Here is a 20,914-nt window from a genome sequence, read left to right as displayed (position 1 = left end):
TTCATATTCATGTGATATAATTGTTAAAACTGAGTTTTCATCACTTCTGTATAATCCTGGGAATATGGCCCGGGAGTTTCTACCAGACAACCGTGAATTGTCTGACTACAGAAAGTGATCGCAAGATCACTTTTTGTAGAAGTGATCTTTTTTTATTTCACATCATTTTGAGGAGGTGCCTTTATGGCTAAATCTAATGTGAATCTTTCCAGTCAATACACTCTTGACTGGAATCCGGGCAAGATAACAACGACGAAGTATGTACTTTACGCAGTTCAAATCGCCGTTATTATCCTACTTTCATGGCTTGGTGCAGTTGCAACGCCTGTCGTGGGACCGGGGATAGGCTTTCTTTACTGGGCTTATCCTTTCTTTGTCGTGTTCACGCTATGGTGGGGCATGTGGGGCATCCTTGGTGCATGGATAGGAAGTGTTGTTGGCGCAGGCCTTTTAACAGGTCTTCCAATAATTCCATCACTACTTTTTAGCGTAGGGGATTTTGTGCCGGCACTTTTGATCTTCCTGCTTTACCGTGGCTATTTGGTAAAGAAAGGTATCGATCCTTTTGGTAGAGACATTTTCACAAATGGATGGGCAACTTTTTGGTTTATCATCTGGATAATGGGTATCACAAATATATTCGGTGGACTTTGGGGCGTATGGGTCCTGACGGTTCTTGGCTTTGTTCCAGTTAAGGCTTACTGGATTGGAGCCTCTTTGTGGATTGTGGGAGATGCCATCGTACTTTTGCTTATGCCTTTTTTGAGCAAATACTTGACACCAATCGTTGAAAGGTACGGACTTTTGAACAAGGGATGGATTTCATGACGGAAGAAAGTGCAGCAAGGATAAACAGAAGTGGAGAAAAAAAGTATATAAAAACACTTCTATTTTCGGCAAAAGAAGGATCGATCTTTACGAAGATAAATGCCCTTGTAAAATTCGTTATTCTTATAATCATTTCTCTTGCAGTTATAAGAATGATGACAGAAAAGACACCAGATCTTTTCTCGGCAATATTGGTACTTTTGATGGTGATTTTGTTTATGGAAAATGCAAAAGTGCTACGCTTCATTGTCAAAACATATCTTGTCATACTTCCGATCGCACTTGTCATAATGCTTATCTGGTGGCTTATTTTTAATCAGGTTGGAAATAAAGTCCTGTTCTCACTTTTACCTTATGGGATACCATTTAGAATAACTACTCTTTCTCTTGAGATTGGGATAACCAAGATCATCGGATACGCTTCTATGGCCCTATTGACGCTTTTAGTTATAATGACGACAAGAGATTCCGACATAATAGATGCTTTAAGTGCTTTGAAAGTGCCTTTTAAGGTATCTTTCTTTACCTCAATGATTCTAAGGAGTTTTCATGTGATGCAAAGTGATTTTGAATCTATAAGGCATGCCCAGTTTGCGAGGGGAGCAGGTATAAGTTCTGGAAAAAGCGTAATTAAAAATGCAAAGAATTTCATTTCCCTTTCTATTCCTTTAACTGCAACAATGATAAAGAGATCCGTAGATATGGCGACGGCACTCGAATCAAGAGGATTTGGTAATCTAAAACATGTAACCTCCATAAACGGCGATGCCTTTCACACAATAGACTGGATCTTCGTCGCATTTTCGATTTTAATACTTGTAATCTCTTACCATATTAATCTCGTACTTCTCCTTGGTCTTATGAGGTGATTTTATGAATGCAATAACGATAAGAAATTTCTACTGGAAATACCCCAACTTTGTGGGAGTTGAGAGTGACTTTGCGCTCAAAAACATCAATTTGGATGTGAAAGAGGGAGAATTTTTTGGCATAACGGGACCCAGCGGATCTGGAAAAACGACACTTTGTTTTGCGATGATGGGTCTTATACCTCATCATATGCAGATAAACGACAGAGATCCAAGATCTTACATGATCGGATCTGTGAAAGTATTCGATGAAGTGGTAAGCGCCATCGAGGAAAGAAATGGAAAAAGCTTTCTGATCGGAAAAGGTGTTATGTCAGACAAAATTGGTCTCGTTATGCAGGATCCTGAAAGTCAATTTTTAACGATGAGCGTAAAGCAAGAACTATCTCTTGGTCTTCGTTTAATGGGGCTTGATTCAGGGGAGATAGAAGAAAGAATAAAAGAAGCCTTAAAGCGCGTTGGTATGGAAGATATATACGAAATGTCTGGTAAGATCCATCCTGCCGAGTTATCCGGAGGACAAAAACAAAGACTTATAATAGCGAGTTTTATCGCCATGAGACCTAAAATTTTGATCCTTGATGAGCCAACCTCCGATCTCGATCCTGCAGGAAAGATCGAAGTAATAGAAGCAATTCAGAAACTGAAAACAGAAGGGAATTTGACCGTAGTTCTTGTAGAACATAATCCTGAACTAATGCAGGATTTCGTTGACAGAATGGTAGTTCTCAACGATGGTAAAATAGTTGCCGAAGGTACACCTGATGATATATACTCAAACGCTGAAGCGGTAAAAAAATTCAATGTCTACACACCCGAAATTGCAGAACTGAAAATCGGTAATGGCAAAAGAGCCACGAGAATAAAAGAGTTGATCTCAAAAATTCCAAATGCAAAATTTGAAGGTCCGAAAAGAAGATATCCCCAATACAGGTTAAAACCCATTTTAGAAGTTGAAAATCTCGATTTCTCTTATGAAGACGGAACGCACGCGCTTAAAGGTTTATCTTTCAAGGTAGAACAAAAGGAATTTGTTGCAATAATAGGTCAAAATGGTTCCGGCAAAAGTACTCTCTCAAAAATCCTTTCCGGAATAGAGGGAAATTTCAGTGGGAGTGTTAAAATAGCAAGCCTTGATCTCCACGATCCTAAAAATAGAAGGCGTATGCCATACCATGTGGGTTATGTCTTTCAAAATCCTGACCATCAAATCTTCAACAGAAGTGTCTACAATGAAGTGGCCTACGGACTAAAGAATATGGGCCTTTCTCAATCGATTATAGACGAGAAGGTTAAAAGTGTTTTGAAAAGTGTTGATCTAATTGACAAAATAAATGAAGATCCCTTGTTTCTCGGGAGAGGCCAAAAAAGAAGATTGGGGGTTGCAAGTGTTCTTGCAATGCATCCCGAAATAATAATAGTCGACGAACCCACAACCGGACAGGATTACAAAATGTCAAGGGAAATAATGGAACTATTAAAAAAATTAAATGACGATGGTACAACAATTATTGTAATTTCACACGATATGCGTCTTGTTGCAGAATTCTGCCCGAGATCTATAGTTTTAAATCAGGGGAAGATCCTTTACGATGGTCCAACCTTCGAACTTTTCAAAAATAAATCAATACTCGATAAGGCATCTTTAAGGCCACCGCAAATCGTTCGCCTTTCAGAAGAAATGATCAGTGTCGGGATGACAGATGACATCTTTCTAACCGTTGAAGAAATGAACAACGCAATATCGAAAACTTTTGTTTAAGTTCTGATAACCATCTTGAGATATTTTATGGCATCTGTGGCACTCTTTGCGTAGAAATCGGCACCGAGATCCTTTGCAAGAGTTTCATTCAAAGAAGCGCCTCCGGCAATAACCGGTACGTTGAGGTGCTTCTTTTTCATTCCATCGACAACTTCCTTTATCCTTGGGGCTGTTGTCGTCATCATTGCGGACAATCCAACCATTACCGGATTTTCTTTTTCGACGGTCTCGATAATTCTTTCAGATGGCACGTCCCTTCCAAGATCTATAACTCTGTATCCGGCACTTTTGACTATAGTTGCCACTATATTCTTTCCTATATCGTGCACATCTCCCTTTACCGTCGCTATTACGAATTTTCCTGTCTCTGATCCGGATGGAATCAATTTTTGTACCTTTTCAAAGGCTTTTTGGGCCGTTTGTGCTGCAAGGATTAACTGGGGAAGGAATATCTTACCACTTCCATAAAGGTCTCCAACCCTATCCATGACTGGCTTTAGATGATTTTCTATTATGGAAACCGGATCCTCAACGCTGATCAGATCATCGACGGCCTTCATCAATTTGTCTTCCGCACCTGTAAGAACGAAATTTAACAATTCATCCGTTCCCTGGATTTTTTCTATCTCGATCTGGGATCTTTTTGTCAAAAGCAAAGATGCCTTCATATTACCCATAACGATTTCGTCAATTGGATTCATTATCGCAGAACTTAAACCATTCAAAATGGACATTGCCAAAAATGCGCCGTTTATGTAAGATCTATCTGGCATCCCGAAAGAAATATTTGAAAGTCCGAAAACGCTCTTTAGCCCCACAGAGTCGAGATATTTTATTGTTTTTAAGGTTTCTCTGGCATCAGATCCTGCCCCTATCGCAAGGACTATAGGATCAAAAATGAGTCGATCCCTTGTAAGTCCTATCCTTTCTGCCATCTCAAGTGCGTACTCTATCGACTTTTTTCTCTCTTCAAAACTTTCCGGCACCCTCTCTCCCATAGAAAGCGTTATCAATATTCCTCCGTATTTTTTAACGAGACTCGCCCGCTTTACGAACTCTTCCTCAACGGCTCTTGCCGAATTGATAAGAGGTCGCCCCGGGTATCTTTTCATGACGAATTCTAAAAAATCATACGTTTGAATATCGAGAGAGAGTGGAACGTTAACTTTGTAAGAGAGTGCGGCAACGCTTTTGGACATGAAATTTCTTGATACGGTCTGTTCAACTCCAAAATTAACATCGAGCGCATGGGCTCCATGATCGACCTGATCTCGGGCCTGATCGATCAAGTAATTTACATCTTCGTCTTTGATGGCTTGAGAAAGCCTCTTTTTTCCGGCCGGATTTAGCCTTTCTCCTATGACTACAAACTTGTCAAAATTGACAACGGATGAAGGTCCAGAAATAGCAAAGATCTTTTTGCTTTCCCTGTCTACAGGTCCTCTCTTTCCTACCACTGTGGATATCTTTCTTGTGTGCAAAGGATTCGATCCGCAACAGGATCCTATTATGTTGGCCCCCGCCTCCCAATAAGAATCCATGTGAATTGCAAACTCTTCCGGAGTTACAGGATATTCGACCTTCTCTCCCTTGAGAATCGGGGCTCCGGCATCTGGCTCAACGGTCAAAAGTTTGTGAGTGTATTTTGAAAGTTCTTCAAAGATGGGAAGCATTTCTTCGGGGCCAAGGGAACAATTCATCCCTATCGCATCGACGTCTAAATCGTCGAATGTGATCGCGAAATTGACCGGATCCGTTCCCGTTAGCGTTCTTCCATTCTTTTCAAAGGTGAGATGGGCTATGAGAAATATATCTTTGGATATGTCTCTTACGGCCATATAGGCCGCTTTCAATTCGAGAATATCTGTGAAGGTCTCGAGTATGATCGCATCAACGCCCTCTTCTATGAGAATGGAGGCCGTTTTTTGAAAATTATCGTAATATTCGTCAAAGGTCCTTTCACCCAAAGGGTATGGAAGATCTCCGGTTGGACCGATGTCTCCAAATATAAGAACATCCTTTGAAATGCTTTTTGCTATTCTTACAGCATCTCTTACTATCTTCTCGTGGTAAGATTCAAGTCCGATCTTAGAAAGTTTTATGGGATTCGCTCCGAATGTGGATGTGAGGATGGCGTTGGATCCCGCATTTACATACTCTTCGTGCAACTTTTTTATTGCCTCGGGATGTGAAAGAACGATCTCTTCGGGACTTTCTTTGAAGCCTCTTCTCATTAATTCTGTTCCATAAGCGCCATCGAGGATCAAGACGCGATCTTTCAAAATCTCACTTAATTCGTTTCTTCTCAATTAGACCACCCTATAAACGCAGATATAGTCTTTCTCGGCAAAAAGACAAAAGAATCTGGATCTATTGTCACGGATATCGCCTTTCCAAACTCAGATGCAAACCATTTATTCAAAGTAATTGGAAGATCGACATAACCCGGTGCAATTCTTGCACTTCCCTTGAGAGATTTTTTTGATCTCAAAGATGCATCGAACTTCCTTGCCACATATTCTACAAATTCCGATCCTATCGAATCAAGCATGAATGATCTTAAATCATCTCCTACATCATGAAAATGTGCTATTTCTTCATCAATTTTATCTCCGAGAGTTACAAGCATGGCAGTTATCTCAACACTTTTTCCAAGTTGAGATTTTGCAAGAGTCCCGATTATTTTCACATTGCCTATCGAGATCTCTCCGTTTTCGATCGAAGGCACAAAATCGTCGAACGCCACACGTGGATTTGATACTTTTAAAAGCAAAGAAATAAGTTCCTCGTAAATGGGTTTAAACTGATCGGGAACCTCTCCAAGGCCTCTAAATCCCATTCTTGCCGCGATAGCTCTTTGGGGAATATCGATATCTTGAGGAGGAATTTCTATTACTTTCATCCTATTCTTACCTTTTTCTCCGTTTTGGCCGATTCGTACCACGCATCGACTACCTTCATATCTTCAAATGCTTCCCATCCATCTGTTGCAGGTCTTGCATGGTTTTTGACGGCTTTCTCCATATCCTCTATCTCAAGGACGTAAGGATTTTTATCTATTGAATCTCTCAATTGAAAAGTCCCATCCTTGGCAATTATTACCCTTCCCACGTAATCTTGAAAGAGTGTATCCATGACGTACATCATGCCTTTGTCTCCGCGGAATTCGAAGGATGCACTCGCGTAGGTGTTAAAACTTGCGTCCACAAGCGCTATGCTTCCATTCGAAAACTTCATAATGCTTGCCGCATTTTGATCCACGGCATAATTCAAATTATCGTTAATCGATTCAATTTCAACAACATTCGATCCAAGCATGAATCTCAAAGTGTTTATAAGATGAATTCCTATGTCCATTATCGCTCCACCACCGCTTAGAGATAGATCGTATCTCCACTTATTCCTTTCTTTGTTGACAAAAGAAAATGAAGCCTTGATTATACCTATCTCTCCGAGTTCATGCGAGTCAAGGATCTTTTTTGCAAGTATATTGTAACTGTTAAATCTTCCCATGTGAGCAACTCCAAATGTGATGCCAACCTTATCGCAAAATTCTGCCATCTTGTAAGCCTCTTTTGCGTTCATTCCTACAGGCTTTTCACAAAAGACGTTTATCCCAAGTCTGGCACATTCTATAGTTTGATCCATGTGGAAAGCATTTGGCGTTGCAATGTAGACAACGTCTACATCTTTTAAATCTGCTACTCTTGTCACGACCTTCACACCATCTATTTTAACCGCTTCTGGATGGGAGGTAACAACGCTTACAAGCGTTCCTCCAGCCTCGCGCAGGGCGGGCAAGAATCTATTCTTTGATATACTTCCAAATCCAACGATTGCCCATCTCATAAGATCGCTTCCTTTCCGAATGATTATACTATCTTTCCATTCAAAAATTAAGTCTTCATTTTGTAATGATATTTAAATTATGATTTAGAAATGTTATAATTTAGTTCTGTAAACTTCTTTTTTAAAGATAAATAAAATTCATTTTAAAAATAGGAGGCGATTTCTATTAATGAAATTGATTTTTCCATGGAAGAAATATTCGATGGATTAAATTTTTTTATTTCTAATTACAGGCCCAAAGTTTTCAACTACGACGCTCTAAAGATAATCTCTACAAGTAATTTTTTTATTAAGGATGAGTTATACAAAATCGTCAAATTACAAATCAACTCAAGGATTTACGATCCGTTAGAGGTCGAATTCCTTTGCCTGATTCCAAATGATGGAATTTACAAATGGATGGGAAAGAATTATTATTCTCCATTTGTGCTTATCGAAAAACCTGAACAATTGAAAGAACAGGTAAAAAACATGGATCTAAAGAATTTTTTCGTGATTCCTGGATATTTTTTGGATAAGGCCATTCAGATAATGAGTTCTTACGATCGTGCACTTCAATTCAAAGATGAATCTGAACTTTTTGAGTACATGATCTCGGCAAATTTAAGCACGGTAGAGATAGGAACGAAGATTCATAAAATAGATCCAGAATCAAAACGGTTTGTAAGAATTCCCTCTCTTTTTGAACTTGACGAATCAAATCCATTGCTTAAGATTTCCAACACAAGAAAAGTAGTGTACCATGGAAGCGTTGTTGCAGACACGATGAGATATCCACACAAATCACATCTTGGGAAGATAGATCTACTCGAAAGCCCTGAATCAGAAGAGATAGGCCTTTCTTTGTTTTTGTCTCTCGGCGCAAGGTACAACGCTAAAAAATTGGCCATAGATTCAGATATCAAAAGTTCTAATGATTTTTTCAGTTATTCGACTTTACTCGTTCCATTTTTAACTTACAATGACACGCCAAGGGCAATGATGGGAGGAAAAAACTTAAAGCAGGCCATTAGAGTCGTTGGAAGTGAAAAACCCATCGTTAAGACTGGCATTGAAGACCAAATTGGCTTCGATTTAGGAGTAAATGCTTTTGTCGGATATGCACTCTTTGATGGTCTTAATTTTGAGGATGGAATAGTCGCCTCAAAATCATTCTCTCAAAAGATGAAGATAGAATCGAGAGAAGAACTGAAAATAGAAGATGAAGTCCCGCTTCCAATCGATTATGAAATAATTGAATCTGGCAGAAGTACAAAGAAGTTTGTCATACAATCGAAAGTTCAAAGCGGAAAATCTATTGAGATTGTTTATGAATTCGTCAAAACTCAAAATGTTGTGTATGGCGATCTTTATCTTAGGAGAAGGGTATTTTTTGATGGAAATGAAAACAAAGATTTGAAAAGGTCTTTTTTATTTGATCAAAGGTACACATATACTTTGAACATAACAAAGGATTGTTTTGAAATAGGAGATATAACTCCTCCGCTTGTAAAAGAAATGATTTCCATGAGTCATTTGACGATAAGAATACCCGTAAAAGTTGAAAAACCACTTGAGGTTGGAGACAAAATAACTGGTAGATATGGAAACAAAGGAACTATTTCGAGAATACTCGAAGATGAAGAAATGCCCTACGTCGAGATAGACGGGAAGAAAAAGATCCTCGATCTTATTCTCAGTCCATTCGGAATAATTACAAGAATGAATCTTGGTCAGTTGATAGAGACCCATGGTACGCTTGTAAACTTTACAGATGGAAGTGTTGATTCTAAAGTCGATCCTGACAAATTGATCTCACAACTTAAAGCGCTTGGCGGCGATGAAAATGGAAAATTTCCACTGCATGTCAAAGTCAACGGAAAGGAAACTGTCTTTAGCGCGATTGTCGGATACCAGTATTTTGTGCGCTTGGATCATTGTGTAAGGGACAAACTCCACGTCATCGGACATACAAAGCATATTTCAGAAATAACATTTCAGCCCTACAAGGGACGTAAAAACAATGGTGGCCAGAGAATAGGAGAGATGGAATTTTGGACCTTATTCGATCATAAGGCGATACCGGTAATACAACTCTTTGCAAAAACGAATCTTACCCGATGGAAAGAATATTATAAATACTTGAACTCCTTCAACACACTTTTGGATGAGTACCACAATTTCACGATAAGGCCTTTAAAGGAGGGCGGAAAACTCTTTGTTCAAAAATTAGACGGCTTAAAGGACGATAAAAATGAAGAAATTTTGGATATGATAAAAGATAGAAAGGGTAAGGCCTATAAAGAGGCAAAATTTTTGATATCAAAAGATGGATTCCCGCGTACGGCAATGCTCGGAAGAAGGATTCATTATTCCGGTCGCGCAACGATAGTTCCTGCAACGGATATAGACGTAGATCACGTTTATCTCCCCGTTGATTTCGCCCTCGAATGGTTTAATCTTAAGTTTGAAAACGAAAGATCTATTCTTGAAGGGGACATGATCAAAAGAAGAGAGTTCGCTGACATTGCCAATTCTTATTGCAAATTAAATGAAATTATGGTACTTCTAAACCGTCAGCCTTCCCTTCATCTTCATAGCATACAGGCTTTTTATCCGATCTTCTGGGAAAATTACGCCATAGGTCTTCCAATAATGGTGTGCGAAGGATTCGGAGCCGATTTTGACGGGGATACGATGGCCGTGTATTATCCTTCCGATCAGAACGAGAAGATCAGATCAACGATGAAAAAGATGACACCTTCGAATCATCTTTTCAAGATTGGAAACAGAGATTTTTCAATTTCGATCTCACAGGATATGACCTATGGAAATTATTTGAAAGATAAAAATTCCAACCTTTCCGAAAAGATAAAAGAGATAATATTATCCCACAAAGATGTGCCAGAGAAACTTCTCGACATACAAAAAGAAATGCTTGAAATTGCAACATCCCAAAATTTAAGCGTGTCATTCTTCGAGGCTAAAGGTGGAATGGGGGACATCAAAAAGATCGAGGAATCGAAGGCAAGAGGAAAGGCCGAAAATTTCCAGTCCATTTACAAAGAGATAAAGATAGGAGATCAAAACATAGGAAATTTCTCTAATGGAATTCCTCTCGAATTTTACATAGGAAATGGTCTCGAGAATTTTGACAGTTGTCTTGCCGTACGAGGAAGGAAGTCAATGCTTGACAAAAAATTGCACGTCGCCGAAGCGGGATATTTCACAAGAAAGATGGTCGAATTCTTATATCCTCTCAGAATCTCTTCCCACGATTGTGGAACGAATGAAGGGATAGAATTCACAAAAACAGATATCGAAAAATTAGTCGGGAAGTACGATATAGAAAGAATTATAAATGGAAGATACATAAAATTCAAAGAAGATGAAGAGTGGGTACTTGTTAACTTTGACAATTTAAAAGAAATGAAAGAAAAAGCAACAGATGGTTTTATACTCAGAAGCCCTGTAACATGCAAGTCAGAAAATGGTCCCTGCGAAAAGTGCTGCGGCATAAATCCTTCCACTTCAGATGAAAGTTTTAGAATCGGAGACTTCATAGGCGTGATATCGGGACACACGATAGGAGAACGTGGCACTCAACTGTCAATGAAGACCTTCCAGACAAGTAAGTCGGATTTCAAAATGTCTGCGGTATCGAGCAGATTTTTCAGAAGAATGGAGAAAAGTTTTGTTGATTACCTTGTAAATCTCGCAAATGAAGATTTGATAAAGTTGATGACCGGCAAAGACTCAGACAAGAAAGAATGGCTTTTAAAGACGATAGACGTATCATCCATCTACCTTGAAATATTGTTTATGTACATGAAGAATAACAAAATAGAAACAGAAGGCCAGATGAAAAAGTATCTCACAGATCTTAAAAACTATGGTTTCTTCTCTGCTTTGAGTTTCGAAAATCCTCCTGGAAAGAAAGAAAACGGCATAAAGAAAAGCAATATAGCAAAAGCGTTTGAAAAGATCGATCGGATAGAGGAGAGATCTCCAAAGTCCATTTATGCACTTTTGCCAGACGAAGTGGAGGCGATCTTGGATGGAAAAGAATAAAATTAGGCAAACGCAAAAAGAAAAAGAAAAAAACAAATTCTCAAGGAAAGATCTAAAAAAATCTTCACCTATCGAGTCATCGCTTTCAAAAGAAGATTTACTCGATTACGATGAAAATGAAGATGAAGAGATATACACAGAAGATGAAAATGACGATCAAAGTCAAAAAGATACATCTCTAAATCTTGATATTTTGAATTTGGAACTTCCCAAATATCCTCCAAAGATAAAAACAGTCCTTTTAATTTTAAAGGGTGAAAAATTCAGGGTTATCCATTATGGCTTTAAAGGTTATGGTAATGATAAAGAAACATCTTACTTCAAACACAACAGTTTTGAGAACTTTTCGAAAGCCGCGTCGGTGATAGAAAGTTACGCAAATGGATTTTACGACTTTGAAAATCCGCGCAGAGAAGATTTTTACGAACGGTTCAAATCCGAGATGCTTTTGAAGGTGAATGAAAATTCTACCGATATTAAAAACAAAACCAACAGACACTTTCTCAGTTATTACATGAGATTCTGGGACGGTGTCGATGTCAAAATCTCTGCCCTGACCTTCAACGGTAAGCCAAATGTCAAGACTCTCGCAATGACGCTTTTTAGAATCGGTATAGGTAAATCTCAAAAACTCAAAGATGATTTCATAAAATTAGACTCCAAATCTTTAAACGGAGATTGCCTTAGAAAGACAAATTCTGTGCTGGAAATTTTGAATGAAATTCTAAGATCATCAGAAGAAAAAACATTTACCGAAGACACTTTTTTTGAGAATTTAAATAAAAATGATGAGTTCAAAAATATACTCAAACATTTAGGTGGTAAAAATGGACAAGATTAAGATTTTTTACGTTAAATGCGATTGTGAAGATGACAAGCCTGTAGAAGAACTAATAAATGTCATTTTGAAAAACAAGCCGGATATAGAAGGTAAAGTTGAATTTTGCCCTGTGGATGAATTTCCATCCAAGTTCGATAAAAATGACATAGTTATCGTAAAAGAATCAAATGATGAGAAAGATAAGATCATGAACAAGATATATCTTGTCGATGGTGAATTGAATGAAAGGGCAGTCGTTAATGCCCAGCAAAGATCTTACGTTTACGCCATCTTCGATGTTAAAAGATTTTACGGTGAAAGAAAAGAGTATTCTGAGATGGCAAGATTCGAAGACGTTCTAAAAAGACTTGTCCGTGATAAATTAAGCACTCGATTTTTAGAGTCGGAAATGTCCAAGCCGGTAAACTGGAAAATAGATCTTTCCAATTATTCTAAAGAAAAATTCATATCCATGTTCTCAGATGAAAATATGCGCTCTGTCATCTTTAAAGCCAACAGAATCGTTGAGTCATTAAAATCTACGGCAAAACAATTTCAAAAATTCAGGAAAGATGTTAAGAGCGCAATAGATGAATTAAAAAAATTAGAAAACTCCAACACTCAAGAACTAAGCAAAGTTCAAAAAATTTTTGGAGAAATAAACAATAAATCGAAAGAACTTTCAATTGGGAAATTGCCTTCCATATTGATAACCGGACCTACCGGCAGCGGAAAAACACTCTTTGCAAAATACATAGCGCGCAAATTCTTAGAAAATGACTTTGAAGATCACTTTGCAAAAGTTACCCTTGTCAACATTTCCGAAACAATAGTCGATTCTGAACTCTTCGGAACCTTTCCGGGATCCTTTACCGGAAGCCTTTACAAGATGGGGAAATTTCTTTCAAACACGGGCGGAGTTATTTTTTTGGATGAAATAGGTGAAATAAGTGAAAAGATTCAGGCAAAACTTTTAACGTATTTAGATGATATGAAAGTAACGATAGATGGATATTCCGATCCTCGGGGGTTAAAGGTGCCCGTGATGATCATAGCGGCAACGAATAAAGATATCAAAAAAGAGATAGAAACCGGAAATTTCAGAAGAGACCTGTTTGAGAGATTTGATTATTCTATTAGAATACCGTCTTTGAAAGAGAGAAAAAGTGATTTCAGATATATTCTGAGTTTTGTCCTTCAGGATCAGTTAACTTCTCTCCAAAAAGAAAAAGAGATCAAAAGGATAAGTTTAAAGGCGATAGAAAAACTTGAAAGGTACGACTATCCTGGAAATTTCAGAGAACTCGAAAGTCTTGTCAAAGAGGCAATAATGAACGCATACATAGACGGTCGTGATTGCATACTTGAGAAAGATTTTGAAATAGTGTGATTATAAAATTTGAAATTAAGTCGGAGGTGGAGAATGACCGAAGAAACTAAAGAAATTGAAAGAAAATATCTTCTCGAAGATCGCGAAAAGATCGAGCGTTTGAAGCACAACAGCATTAAAAAGATCGGAATAATTCAATGGTACGAAGAGACAGAAAACCCTCAAAAGCGTATAAGGCTAACTATTTCTTACGACGAAGTGATAGGCCATACACATGTCTGGGAAAAAGCAACCAAAACACTCACAGATAATCCAGAAAAAAGATTCGAAACAAAAGATTTTCTGGATCCACGAAAAGATATAAATCTATCTGATTTAGAAAAAAAGAAAAACGTTGTAAAGATAAGATACATAATCAAAGAAAATCCGGAAATATTTCTTGACGAATTTTTGGAAATAGACAACAAGGATATACTAAAAAATGATGATCCGGGATTGTATTACCTTGAAATCGAAACCAAAGAAGATAAAGACGATTCATATTTCGAGAATGAATTAAAAGGCATCGGACTTGAGATCACAGACGTTAAGGATTTGACAAAAGAAAAATCGTATCAAAACTTTTATAAGGCTAAAAAGCGAGAAATAAAACCTCTTAAGATTATCGAATATGTCCAAAATAGACTCATAGGTCCTGTGACGGTCATTATGACCCAAGGACAAGGGGCGGGAAAAGATAAAAATTTTAATGTACGTTTAGAAGAATTAACCAAATCGAACAAATACAGAGAATTTATCGGAGAAATAGATGCCTTGTACCTTTTCATAAAAAGCGGTTTTGAAGTGGAAAAAGTGCATTTTCTTGTCTTTCCATCTTTTGAAAAAGGTAAAGACTATCCTCATGATTATACTCTTCTTAAAGAGGCGGTAAATAGAATATTTGGGTTAGAATGCTCTTATTCACCGATAAATTATGATTCTTCAAGTCAAGATTCTGCTTACAAATCTCTTCGTGAAATATTTGACGTTATTTCAAAAGTTGCAGATGATAATAAAGATGGTCGAAATACGTTAATCGACTTAACAGGGGGGCAGAAATACCCGGGGATAGAACTTGCCATTTACAGCCTTTTTAACAAAAAAGCATTTTATTACAAGCAGAAAAATGAGATAACAGATGGTATCAGTGAACAGAAAATGGTTCAGTTAAAATTCCCCCCTCTCCCTATTGGATGGAACAATGAGACCATTGACGATTACAGCCCATATTTCGATTTAATATCTTCAAAGGTCCAAAATGGAGAAATTATAAATTACAATATTTTTGTGATTTTGCCAGAGTTTTTAAAGGAACTTTTTTCCATTTCTCCAGAAGGACAACTTATAACTGTTCCAATATTGAACGAGATAAAAGCGAATTACGATAATGCCCGCAAATTACCATTCGGTCACGGGAAAAATTTCATAGATCTTATAAGAGACGACAAGATGATAAACTTTGTTAATGAAAAAATTCCGATCTGGAGTTTGAGATGGATAGGAGATCTTATTCCCGAAACGGTCGAACATTCTCAAAGACACAGCAAAAGACTAATGGAATTCGGATTCAACCTTGTAAGAATTATGGGAGAAGAAAATTTCTTGAACGGAGTTAATCCCGATCTTAGAAAAGAATTCTATTTCATTCTTGCCGTGGCGATGAACATTCATGATTTAGGCCATACAGTTCTTAATTACACAACGGATAATGGAATTGAATTTAGCATTGATGGTCTTCCGAGCGTTGTGAGAGATTTGCACAGTGAATTGAGTTATCAGTTGATAGAGAATGAGAATCTTTTGGATGGAATAGAAAAAATAGATGAAGATAAAGAAAAAATCGCAAGACTTAAGAAGGCCATAATGTACGTAAGCAAATACCACAGACAGTACCTTCCTATAGGCGAAAATGAAAATCCTTCTCGCAAAGGTTTCATAGATAATCTCAAGATAAAGATAAAATCTCTCGAGGCAAGATTGAATGAAGACGAATTGTTTAAAAATTCCAAAGAATGGAAAAAGATGATAATGCTTGCGGCAAGATGGCTTAAATTCATAGACTCGACAGATGTCCAGTCAGACAGAACCGTCATGGATGAATACACTCAAATAAGAGTTCAAAGAACAAAAGACGAAATAGAAAGTTTGTGCTATGACTTTCTTGCAAATAATTCGATGCTTTCCAAATTGGATATGACCGAAAAAATATTAAAAACGCTCGAATATCTTGACGCGCAAGATTGGAAGGCTTTAGACAATGTTGCTTGTGAAATAGAAGATATTGTATACAAAGAAATAAGATCGAATCTCGAAAATGTCGCGGATAAAAAAGTGATATTCATAGATGAATACATAAAAAAGGCCGACAGAATAGCCTTCAAATCAAGACAATTTCAGCATTTCGAAAAGCATCAGGCTGTAAAAAGTATAATGCCAGAATTTTACAATCCAAAAGAAGAAACGCTTTACATCAAAGTATATCCTGAAAAGAAAGTGCCAGAAGAGAAAGTAGAAGATATAGTAAAAGATATAAAAAAAGATATAAATAATGAATTTAAAAGTTCTGGCCTTCAACTTGCCAATGAAAAACTGAAAAATTTGGCAATAGAGTCATAAAGTGTGATTAATGAATTTGAAAGGGGGTAATTAATTTGGAAAGTATAACCTTTGAATGTAAGATAATAACTCCAATGTTTCTTTTTGGGGTGGATAAAAAAGTTCCTGAATTGAGAGAAACATCCATTAAGGCAGCGATGCGATTCTGGTGGAGAGCGATTAACAGTGATCTTGAAATTAATGAAATGAAAGAAAAAGAAAAAAATTTGTTTGGTGGCGTTGATGATAACCCTAAAAAGAGTAGTTTTTCGATCGTTATTGAAAACAAAGAAAATGTACAAAATCAAGAATATACTCTGTTACCTCATAAGTCGTTTAAATTGAATGGTTTAATAAAGCAACAATTTAAGGTTGTTTTTTACATAAATGATAAAAAAAGAATAAATCAAGAATTCATCAAAAATTTATTCCTACTTGTATCTTATTTAGGTGGACTTGGAAGAAGAGCAAGAAGGGGAATGGGTCATTCAAAGTAGAAAAAATAAATAATGAAGAATTAGGAAATCAGGGAATAGACTTAAAAGATATTTTTAAGGTTATTAAAAATATTTCATCTAATTATGAAATAGATGAGGAAAATAAAAAAATAAAGGTTTTAAAAAAATCAAAACTTGAGTATCCTTGGATAGAAACAGTTGAAATTGGTCAATCTTTTAATGATAATGCAGAAGATGTTAGAAGAATTATAGATGAAGCATCCCATAAACATTCATTTATTCGCATCAACGGCAATAATTATTGTAGATTTGCATCTCCAATCTATGTTTCAATTTTACAGACAAGCGATGACAAATTTTCATCTGTTGTAACTACGCTTCATTCTGCTCCTCCAAGTTGCGTTGAAGTAAAACAAGAGAAATTAGAAAATTTCAAGAATGAATTAATAAAAAAAGGAAGTGGTATAAAGTGAACGAATATCTCTTCTTATTTACAATAGGACCTGTCCAATCTTTTATATCGCAGGCGAGAAAAGCGAGAGATTTGTTTGGAGGGAGTACTCTATTATCTGATTTAATATCTTTTGCTATCAACGGTGATAAAATAGAAGTTATTTTCCCAGATAAAGATATGAAATCTCTCCCAAATAGATTTTTAGCAAAAATAACAGTTGATGATCCGCAACTTTTTGGGGAAGCACTTGAAAAGAAAGTTAGAAATAAATTTGTTTCAATTATAAATCAAAAAACACACATAAAAAATCCTTCTAATTTTTATGATTTTCTTGACATACACTGGGTTTCAATTCCATACAATGATTACATAAAGAATTTCAGTGAAATTGAATCTTTATTAGGCTCAGTTAAAAATGTAAGAACTTTTAATCAAGTAATGGAAGATACAAGTTTTAGAAAATGCTCTGTTTGTGGTGAACGTATTGGAAAATTTTACAACAATTCAAAGGTGATAAAAAATTTGACCCCCGACGCAGTAAGAATAGAAAATGATTTTACTTTCTCTGAAGGAGAAGTTCTTTGCGAAGTTTGCTTTACTAAGAGAAAATATTCTGAAAGTTCTTTTCCTTCGGTGGCAGAAATAGCTTTATACAATGTTATACAAGAATTGAAAGATGATGAAAAATACATAAAATTCAAGAATGTATTTGGGCCACGATATGACCCGGAGTTACTTTACGAAGAAAATTTGAACGATAGATACTTTAAAAATAATGGAATTGGGAATTTAATTCCTAATTTAGATAATATAAAATTCCAAAACGAAGAAATATTCAAAGAAAGAAAATTAAAACTTTCGAAGTACTATGGAATCATAACCTTTGATGGTGATTCAATGGGTAAGCAACTTTCAGGAGAAAATCTCAAAGACAATCAAAAATTGATGGAATTTCACAAATCATTGTCCAAATCTCTTGGACGATTTGCCGAAAAAACTAAAGAAATAATAGATGACAAATATGGAAAAATAGTTTATGCAGGGGGAGAAGACTTTCTGGGATTTGTAAATATCAACTATATATTTGACGCATTAAAAGATCTTAGAAAAGCTTTTGATGAAATAGTTAATAATCAATTGAAGAATGATTTTGAATTAGATAAATTCATAACATTCTCGGCTGGAATATCTATTGCACATTACAAAGATCCTCTCTATGATTCCTTAAATTGGGCAAGAGAAATGGAACATTATGCCAAAGAAAATCCTGGTAAAGATTCTATAGCCATTGCCGTAATAAAGGGATCCGGTGAGATATTAAAAACAAGATTCAAATGGAAAAACGATAAAAATAAATGGATGATAGATTATCTCAATAACATTTTATTTGAACTATCTTCCTCAAATTTTTCCAATAATTTTATAAAAACAATTCAAATGGAATTTAAAAATTTAGATAATGAAAATAACGAACAACTTATGATTGAAAGTGAAATAGAAAGACTTGTTAAACGTTCTTGTATGATGGAAAAGCTAAATCACGAAACAGACGAAGAATTTAACATAAGAAAGAAAAAAGAAATAGACAAATTAGTTCAAAGTATTTACGAGTTATACAATTGCTCGCAAACCAAAAACAAAGAAGAGTTGTTTGATATTTTAAATGTGCTTGATTTTGTTAGGAGGCAGATTGAAAATGATTGAAATAACACCTCTTGATACACTGTTTTTTAGAAATACAAAAGAGTACACGATGGGTGAAGAAACCACGGCTAATAGTATATTTCCACCAATGCCATCTACTATTTATGGTGCCATCAGGACAGCTTATTTCTCTGAACATTCAGAAAGTTTTAAATTTGTAAATACTGACAAAGATCCAACTAAAAGCTTAAAGATAAAGGGAGTTTTTCTTAAGGATAAAGATGGAAGTATCTTTTTGCAAACTCCATTGGACTTTGTTTTACCAAAAGATCAAAACGATTCAAATGAACTTTTTAAATTAGTTTTAGATAAAAAGCCTGATAGGTTTTATTCAAATTTCAAATTGCCGAAGTTACTAACAAGTCCAGTAAATAAAAAAGTAGAAAGCCTTGAGAATTCGTATTTTAATATTACGAGTATTGTAACTCAAAGCCCTCTATTTAAAGCAGAAAATTTAATAAAATATGAAACTCATATAGGAATAGGAAGGAACAAATTGAAAACTACAGATGAAGAAGAAGGCCGGCTCTATAAAGCAAGAATGGTAAGACCGAATCTTTTAAAATCATTTTTAGTAGATTACGATGGATTAGAACTTACAAATGGAATTCTTAAATTAGGAGGAGAGGGAAAAGCCGCCTACTATAAAGAAATAGAAATTCCACGTAGCATCCAACAACTTTTTAGAGTATCTGAATTAAAAGACTATTTAAGACTATATCTTATGACCCCTGCCTATTTCAAAAAAGGTTGGATTCCTTCATGGCTCGATGAAAATTTTGAAGGAAAATATAAAAATCTACATTTAAAACTTATAACAGCCGTTGTTGGCAAACCGATAATGGCTGGAGGATATGATATTGCCAAAAATAAACCAAAAATGATGAAAAAGTTTGTCCCTGCTGGTAGTGTTTATTATTTTGAGGTATTGAAAGGAGACTTTGAAAGTATAAAATCTGCTTTTCAATATCAGTCGATTTCTGAGGAACTTTCAAGCGAGGGATTTGGAATAACAATTTTGTTTTACTGAGGTGATAAAAATGAAGAATGTCATTTCAACAGTTGGAGCGTCTATAATTGAAAATTATAGAAAAAATAATGGAAATACCAACTTACAAATGTTAAAACTTTCAATTGATAAATGGGAAAATATGGAAGAAGAACTGAAGGTTTTAGAAAATAACATATTAAAATGGGCACAGGGGAAAAAAGATGCAAGTGCTGAGATAACTAGCATTATAAAGATCTCAGAAGATTTAAAAGAAGATCTTGAAGTTTATTTAATATCAACATATACGATAACTTCAAAGATAGCAAGCGAAATAATTTTAAAATGGTTCGAAAGTTATGATCATAAACCTAAAATAAACGTGATTTTTAATGATAAAAATCAAGTCATAAAAGGACTTCAAGTAGAGGATAGAAAAGCCTTCGAAAAAGAAGGAATTCCAAATATTTTAAATTGGTTTTATAAAGAATTTCAATATTTCGGTGATATGGTTTTCAATCTTACTGGAGGGTATAAAGGTTTAATCCCATTTTTAACTATATTGGCCCAGATAAATGAAATACCAATCTATTACAAATTTGAAGAAACAGAAGAATTGATAAAAATACCTCAAGCTCCATTAAAAATAAATAATGAAATATTTGAAAAATATCAGAGTGAATTTCTAAAGTTAGAACAATTTCCCACTCGTAAAAAAGATCTGCTGAATCGCCAATTTCTGCAAGATGCATCATCGTTAATAGAAGATGCAGGTGATATATGTGATTTAAATCCAATGGGGAAGATATTTTGGGATAAATATAAATTCGAAAAATTCTTTTTTTATTGTCCTGACGAGGTATGGAATGACATAAATAAAATGCCAGATATCAAAAGAATACTCGAAGAGAAATTCTATAAATCTGAAATAAGAAAATCAAAAAAAGAAATTAAGGGCAAAGGTAAACATATAGTTTATGATGATGGAAATAACAATAATAGAATATTTTATTTTGAGATCGAAGATAACATATACATATATAAAGTTTTTAACAAGGAAATAGAAGAACAAAAATATTTAGATTCTGGTGGCACATATATAGACCGTGAAAGTATTATCAAAAATTCTAAAATACGAGTTATCAATAAATCAAAAATTTAAGGGGTG

The 20,914-nt window shown here is 35.6% G+C and carries 14 protein-coding genes and 1 riboswitch; of the genes, 11 read left to right on the top strand and 3 right to left on the bottom strand.

All coding sequences use genetic code 11. The annotated features are described in order from the left end of the window. The first annotated feature begins 26 nt into the window (after positions 1 to 26). Positions 27 to 128: riboswitch (purine riboswitch) on the top strand. Between the two features lie 55 nt (positions 129 to 183). From ATHSA_RS07875 to ATHSA_RS07865, 3 genes are read left to right on the top strand one after another with little or no spacing between them, the layout of a single operon-like run. Then, a complete protein-coding gene (locus ATHSA_RS07875; protein WP_161848560.1) occupies positions 184 to 828 on the top strand; it encodes a hypothetical protein in 645 nt (214 codons plus the stop codon). Beyond that, complete coding sequence (locus ATHSA_RS07870; RefSeq protein WP_161848559.1) at positions 825 to 1,697, top strand: energy-coupling factor transporter transmembrane component T family protein; 873 nt, start codon at positions 825 to 827, stop codon at positions 1,695 to 1,697. Before ATHSA_RS07875 ends, ATHSA_RS07870 begins: the two co-directional genes overlap by 4 nt. A gap of 4 nt (positions 1,698 to 1,701) precedes the next feature. Further along, the gene (locus ATHSA_RS07865; RefSeq protein ID WP_161848558.1) at positions 1,702 to 3,459 is read left to right on the top strand and encodes an ABC transporter ATP-binding protein; all 1,758 of its coding nucleotides are present in this window, start codon (positions 1,702 to 1,704) and stop codon (positions 3,457 to 3,459) included. Here ATHSA_RS07865 and ATHSA_RS07860 read toward each other — a convergent pair. From ATHSA_RS07860 to ATHSA_RS07850, 3 genes are read right to left on the bottom strand one after another with little or no spacing between them, the layout of a single operon-like run. Continuing rightward, the gene (locus tag ATHSA_RS07860; RefSeq protein WP_161848557.1) at positions 3,456 to 5,768 is read right to left on the bottom strand and encodes a homocysteine S-methyltransferase family protein; all 2,313 of its coding nucleotides are present in this window, start codon (positions 5,766 to 5,768) and stop codon (positions 3,456 to 3,458) included. The two genes, ATHSA_RS07865 and ATHSA_RS07860, sit on opposite strands and share 4 nt — an antisense overlap. Continuing rightward, positions 5,765 to 6,361: a methionine synthase gene (locus ATHSA_RS07855; protein ID WP_161848556.1), complete on the bottom strand. Its 597-nt coding sequence runs from the start codon at positions 6,359 to 6,361 to the stop codon at positions 5,765 to 5,767. Before ATHSA_RS07855 ends, ATHSA_RS07860 begins: the two co-directional genes overlap by 4 nt. Further along, positions 6,358 to 7,308 carry a Gfo/Idh/MocA family protein gene (locus ATHSA_RS07850; protein ID WP_161848555.1) on the bottom strand — a complete coding sequence of 317 codons (951 nt, stop codon included), beginning with the start codon at positions 7,306 to 7,308 and terminating at the stop codon, positions 6,358 to 6,360. Before ATHSA_RS07850 ends, ATHSA_RS07855 begins: the two co-directional genes overlap by 4 nt. A gap of 186 nt (positions 7,309 to 7,494) precedes the next feature. Between ATHSA_RS07850 and ATHSA_RS07845 the strand changes: the two genes are divergently transcribed. From ATHSA_RS07845 to ATHSA_RS07810, 8 genes are all read left to right on the top strand, one after another. After that, complete coding sequence (locus ATHSA_RS07845) at positions 7,495 to 11,358, top strand: DNA-directed RNA polymerase subunit beta (RefSeq protein WP_161848554.1); 3,864 nt, start codon at positions 7,495 to 7,497, stop codon at positions 11,356 to 11,358. Then, entirely contained in the window at positions 11,345 to 12,199 is an 855-nt protein-coding gene (locus ATHSA_RS07840) for a hypothetical protein (RefSeq protein WP_161848553.1), read from the top strand. The genes ATHSA_RS07845 and ATHSA_RS07840 overlap by 14 nt, the downstream gene beginning before the upstream one ends. Continuing rightward, the gene (locus ATHSA_RS07835; RefSeq protein ID WP_161848552.1) at positions 12,186 to 13,568 is read left to right on the top strand and encodes a sigma 54-interacting transcriptional regulator; all 1,383 of its coding nucleotides are present in this window, start codon (positions 12,186 to 12,188) and stop codon (positions 13,566 to 13,568) included. The genes ATHSA_RS07840 and ATHSA_RS07835 overlap by 14 nt, the downstream gene beginning before the upstream one ends. Before the next feature lie 33 nt (positions 13,569 to 13,601). Next, positions 13,602 to 16,163, top strand: coding sequence for a hypothetical protein (locus ATHSA_RS07830; protein WP_161848551.1), 2,562 nt, complete (start codon positions 13,602 to 13,604; stop codon positions 16,161 to 16,163). A gap of 35 nt (positions 16,164 to 16,198) precedes the next feature. Beyond that, a complete protein-coding gene (gene cmr1 / locus ATHSA_RS07825) occupies positions 16,199 to 16,639 on the top strand; it encodes a type III-B CRISPR module RAMP protein Cmr1 (protein ID WP_161848550.1) in 441 nt (146 codons plus the stop codon). Between the two features lie 430 nt (positions 16,640 to 17,069). Continuing rightward, positions 17,070 to 18,758 (top strand): type III-B CRISPR-associated protein Cas10/Cmr2, encoded by a 1,689-nt coding sequence (gene cas10 / locus ATHSA_RS07820; RefSeq protein WP_161848549.1) that lies wholly within the window; start codon positions 17,070 to 17,072, stop codon positions 18,756 to 18,758. Continuing rightward, positions 18,751 to 19,788 (top strand): type III-B CRISPR module-associated protein Cmr3, encoded by a 1,038-nt coding sequence (cmr3, locus tag ATHSA_RS07815; RefSeq protein ID WP_232060153.1) that lies wholly within the window; start codon positions 18,751 to 18,753, stop codon positions 19,786 to 19,788. Before cas10 ends, cmr3 begins: the two co-directional genes overlap by 8 nt. A gap of 10 nt (positions 19,789 to 19,798) precedes the next feature. Further along, positions 19,799 to 20,908 (top strand): hypothetical protein, encoded by a 1,110-nt coding sequence (locus tag ATHSA_RS07810; RefSeq protein WP_161848547.1) that lies wholly within the window; start codon positions 19,799 to 19,801, stop codon positions 20,906 to 20,908. Positions 20,909 to 20,914: the final 6 nt, after the last annotated feature.

Origin of the sequence: Athalassotoga saccharophila (assembly GCF_009936215.1) — a bacterium.
GTDB classification, from domain to species: domain Bacteria; phylum Thermotogota; class Thermotogae; order Mesoaciditogales; family Mesoaciditogaceae; genus Athalassotoga; species Athalassotoga saccharophila.
Note: the sequence above shows the minus strand (reverse complement) of the source record. Positions and strands in the feature narration are given on the sequence as shown.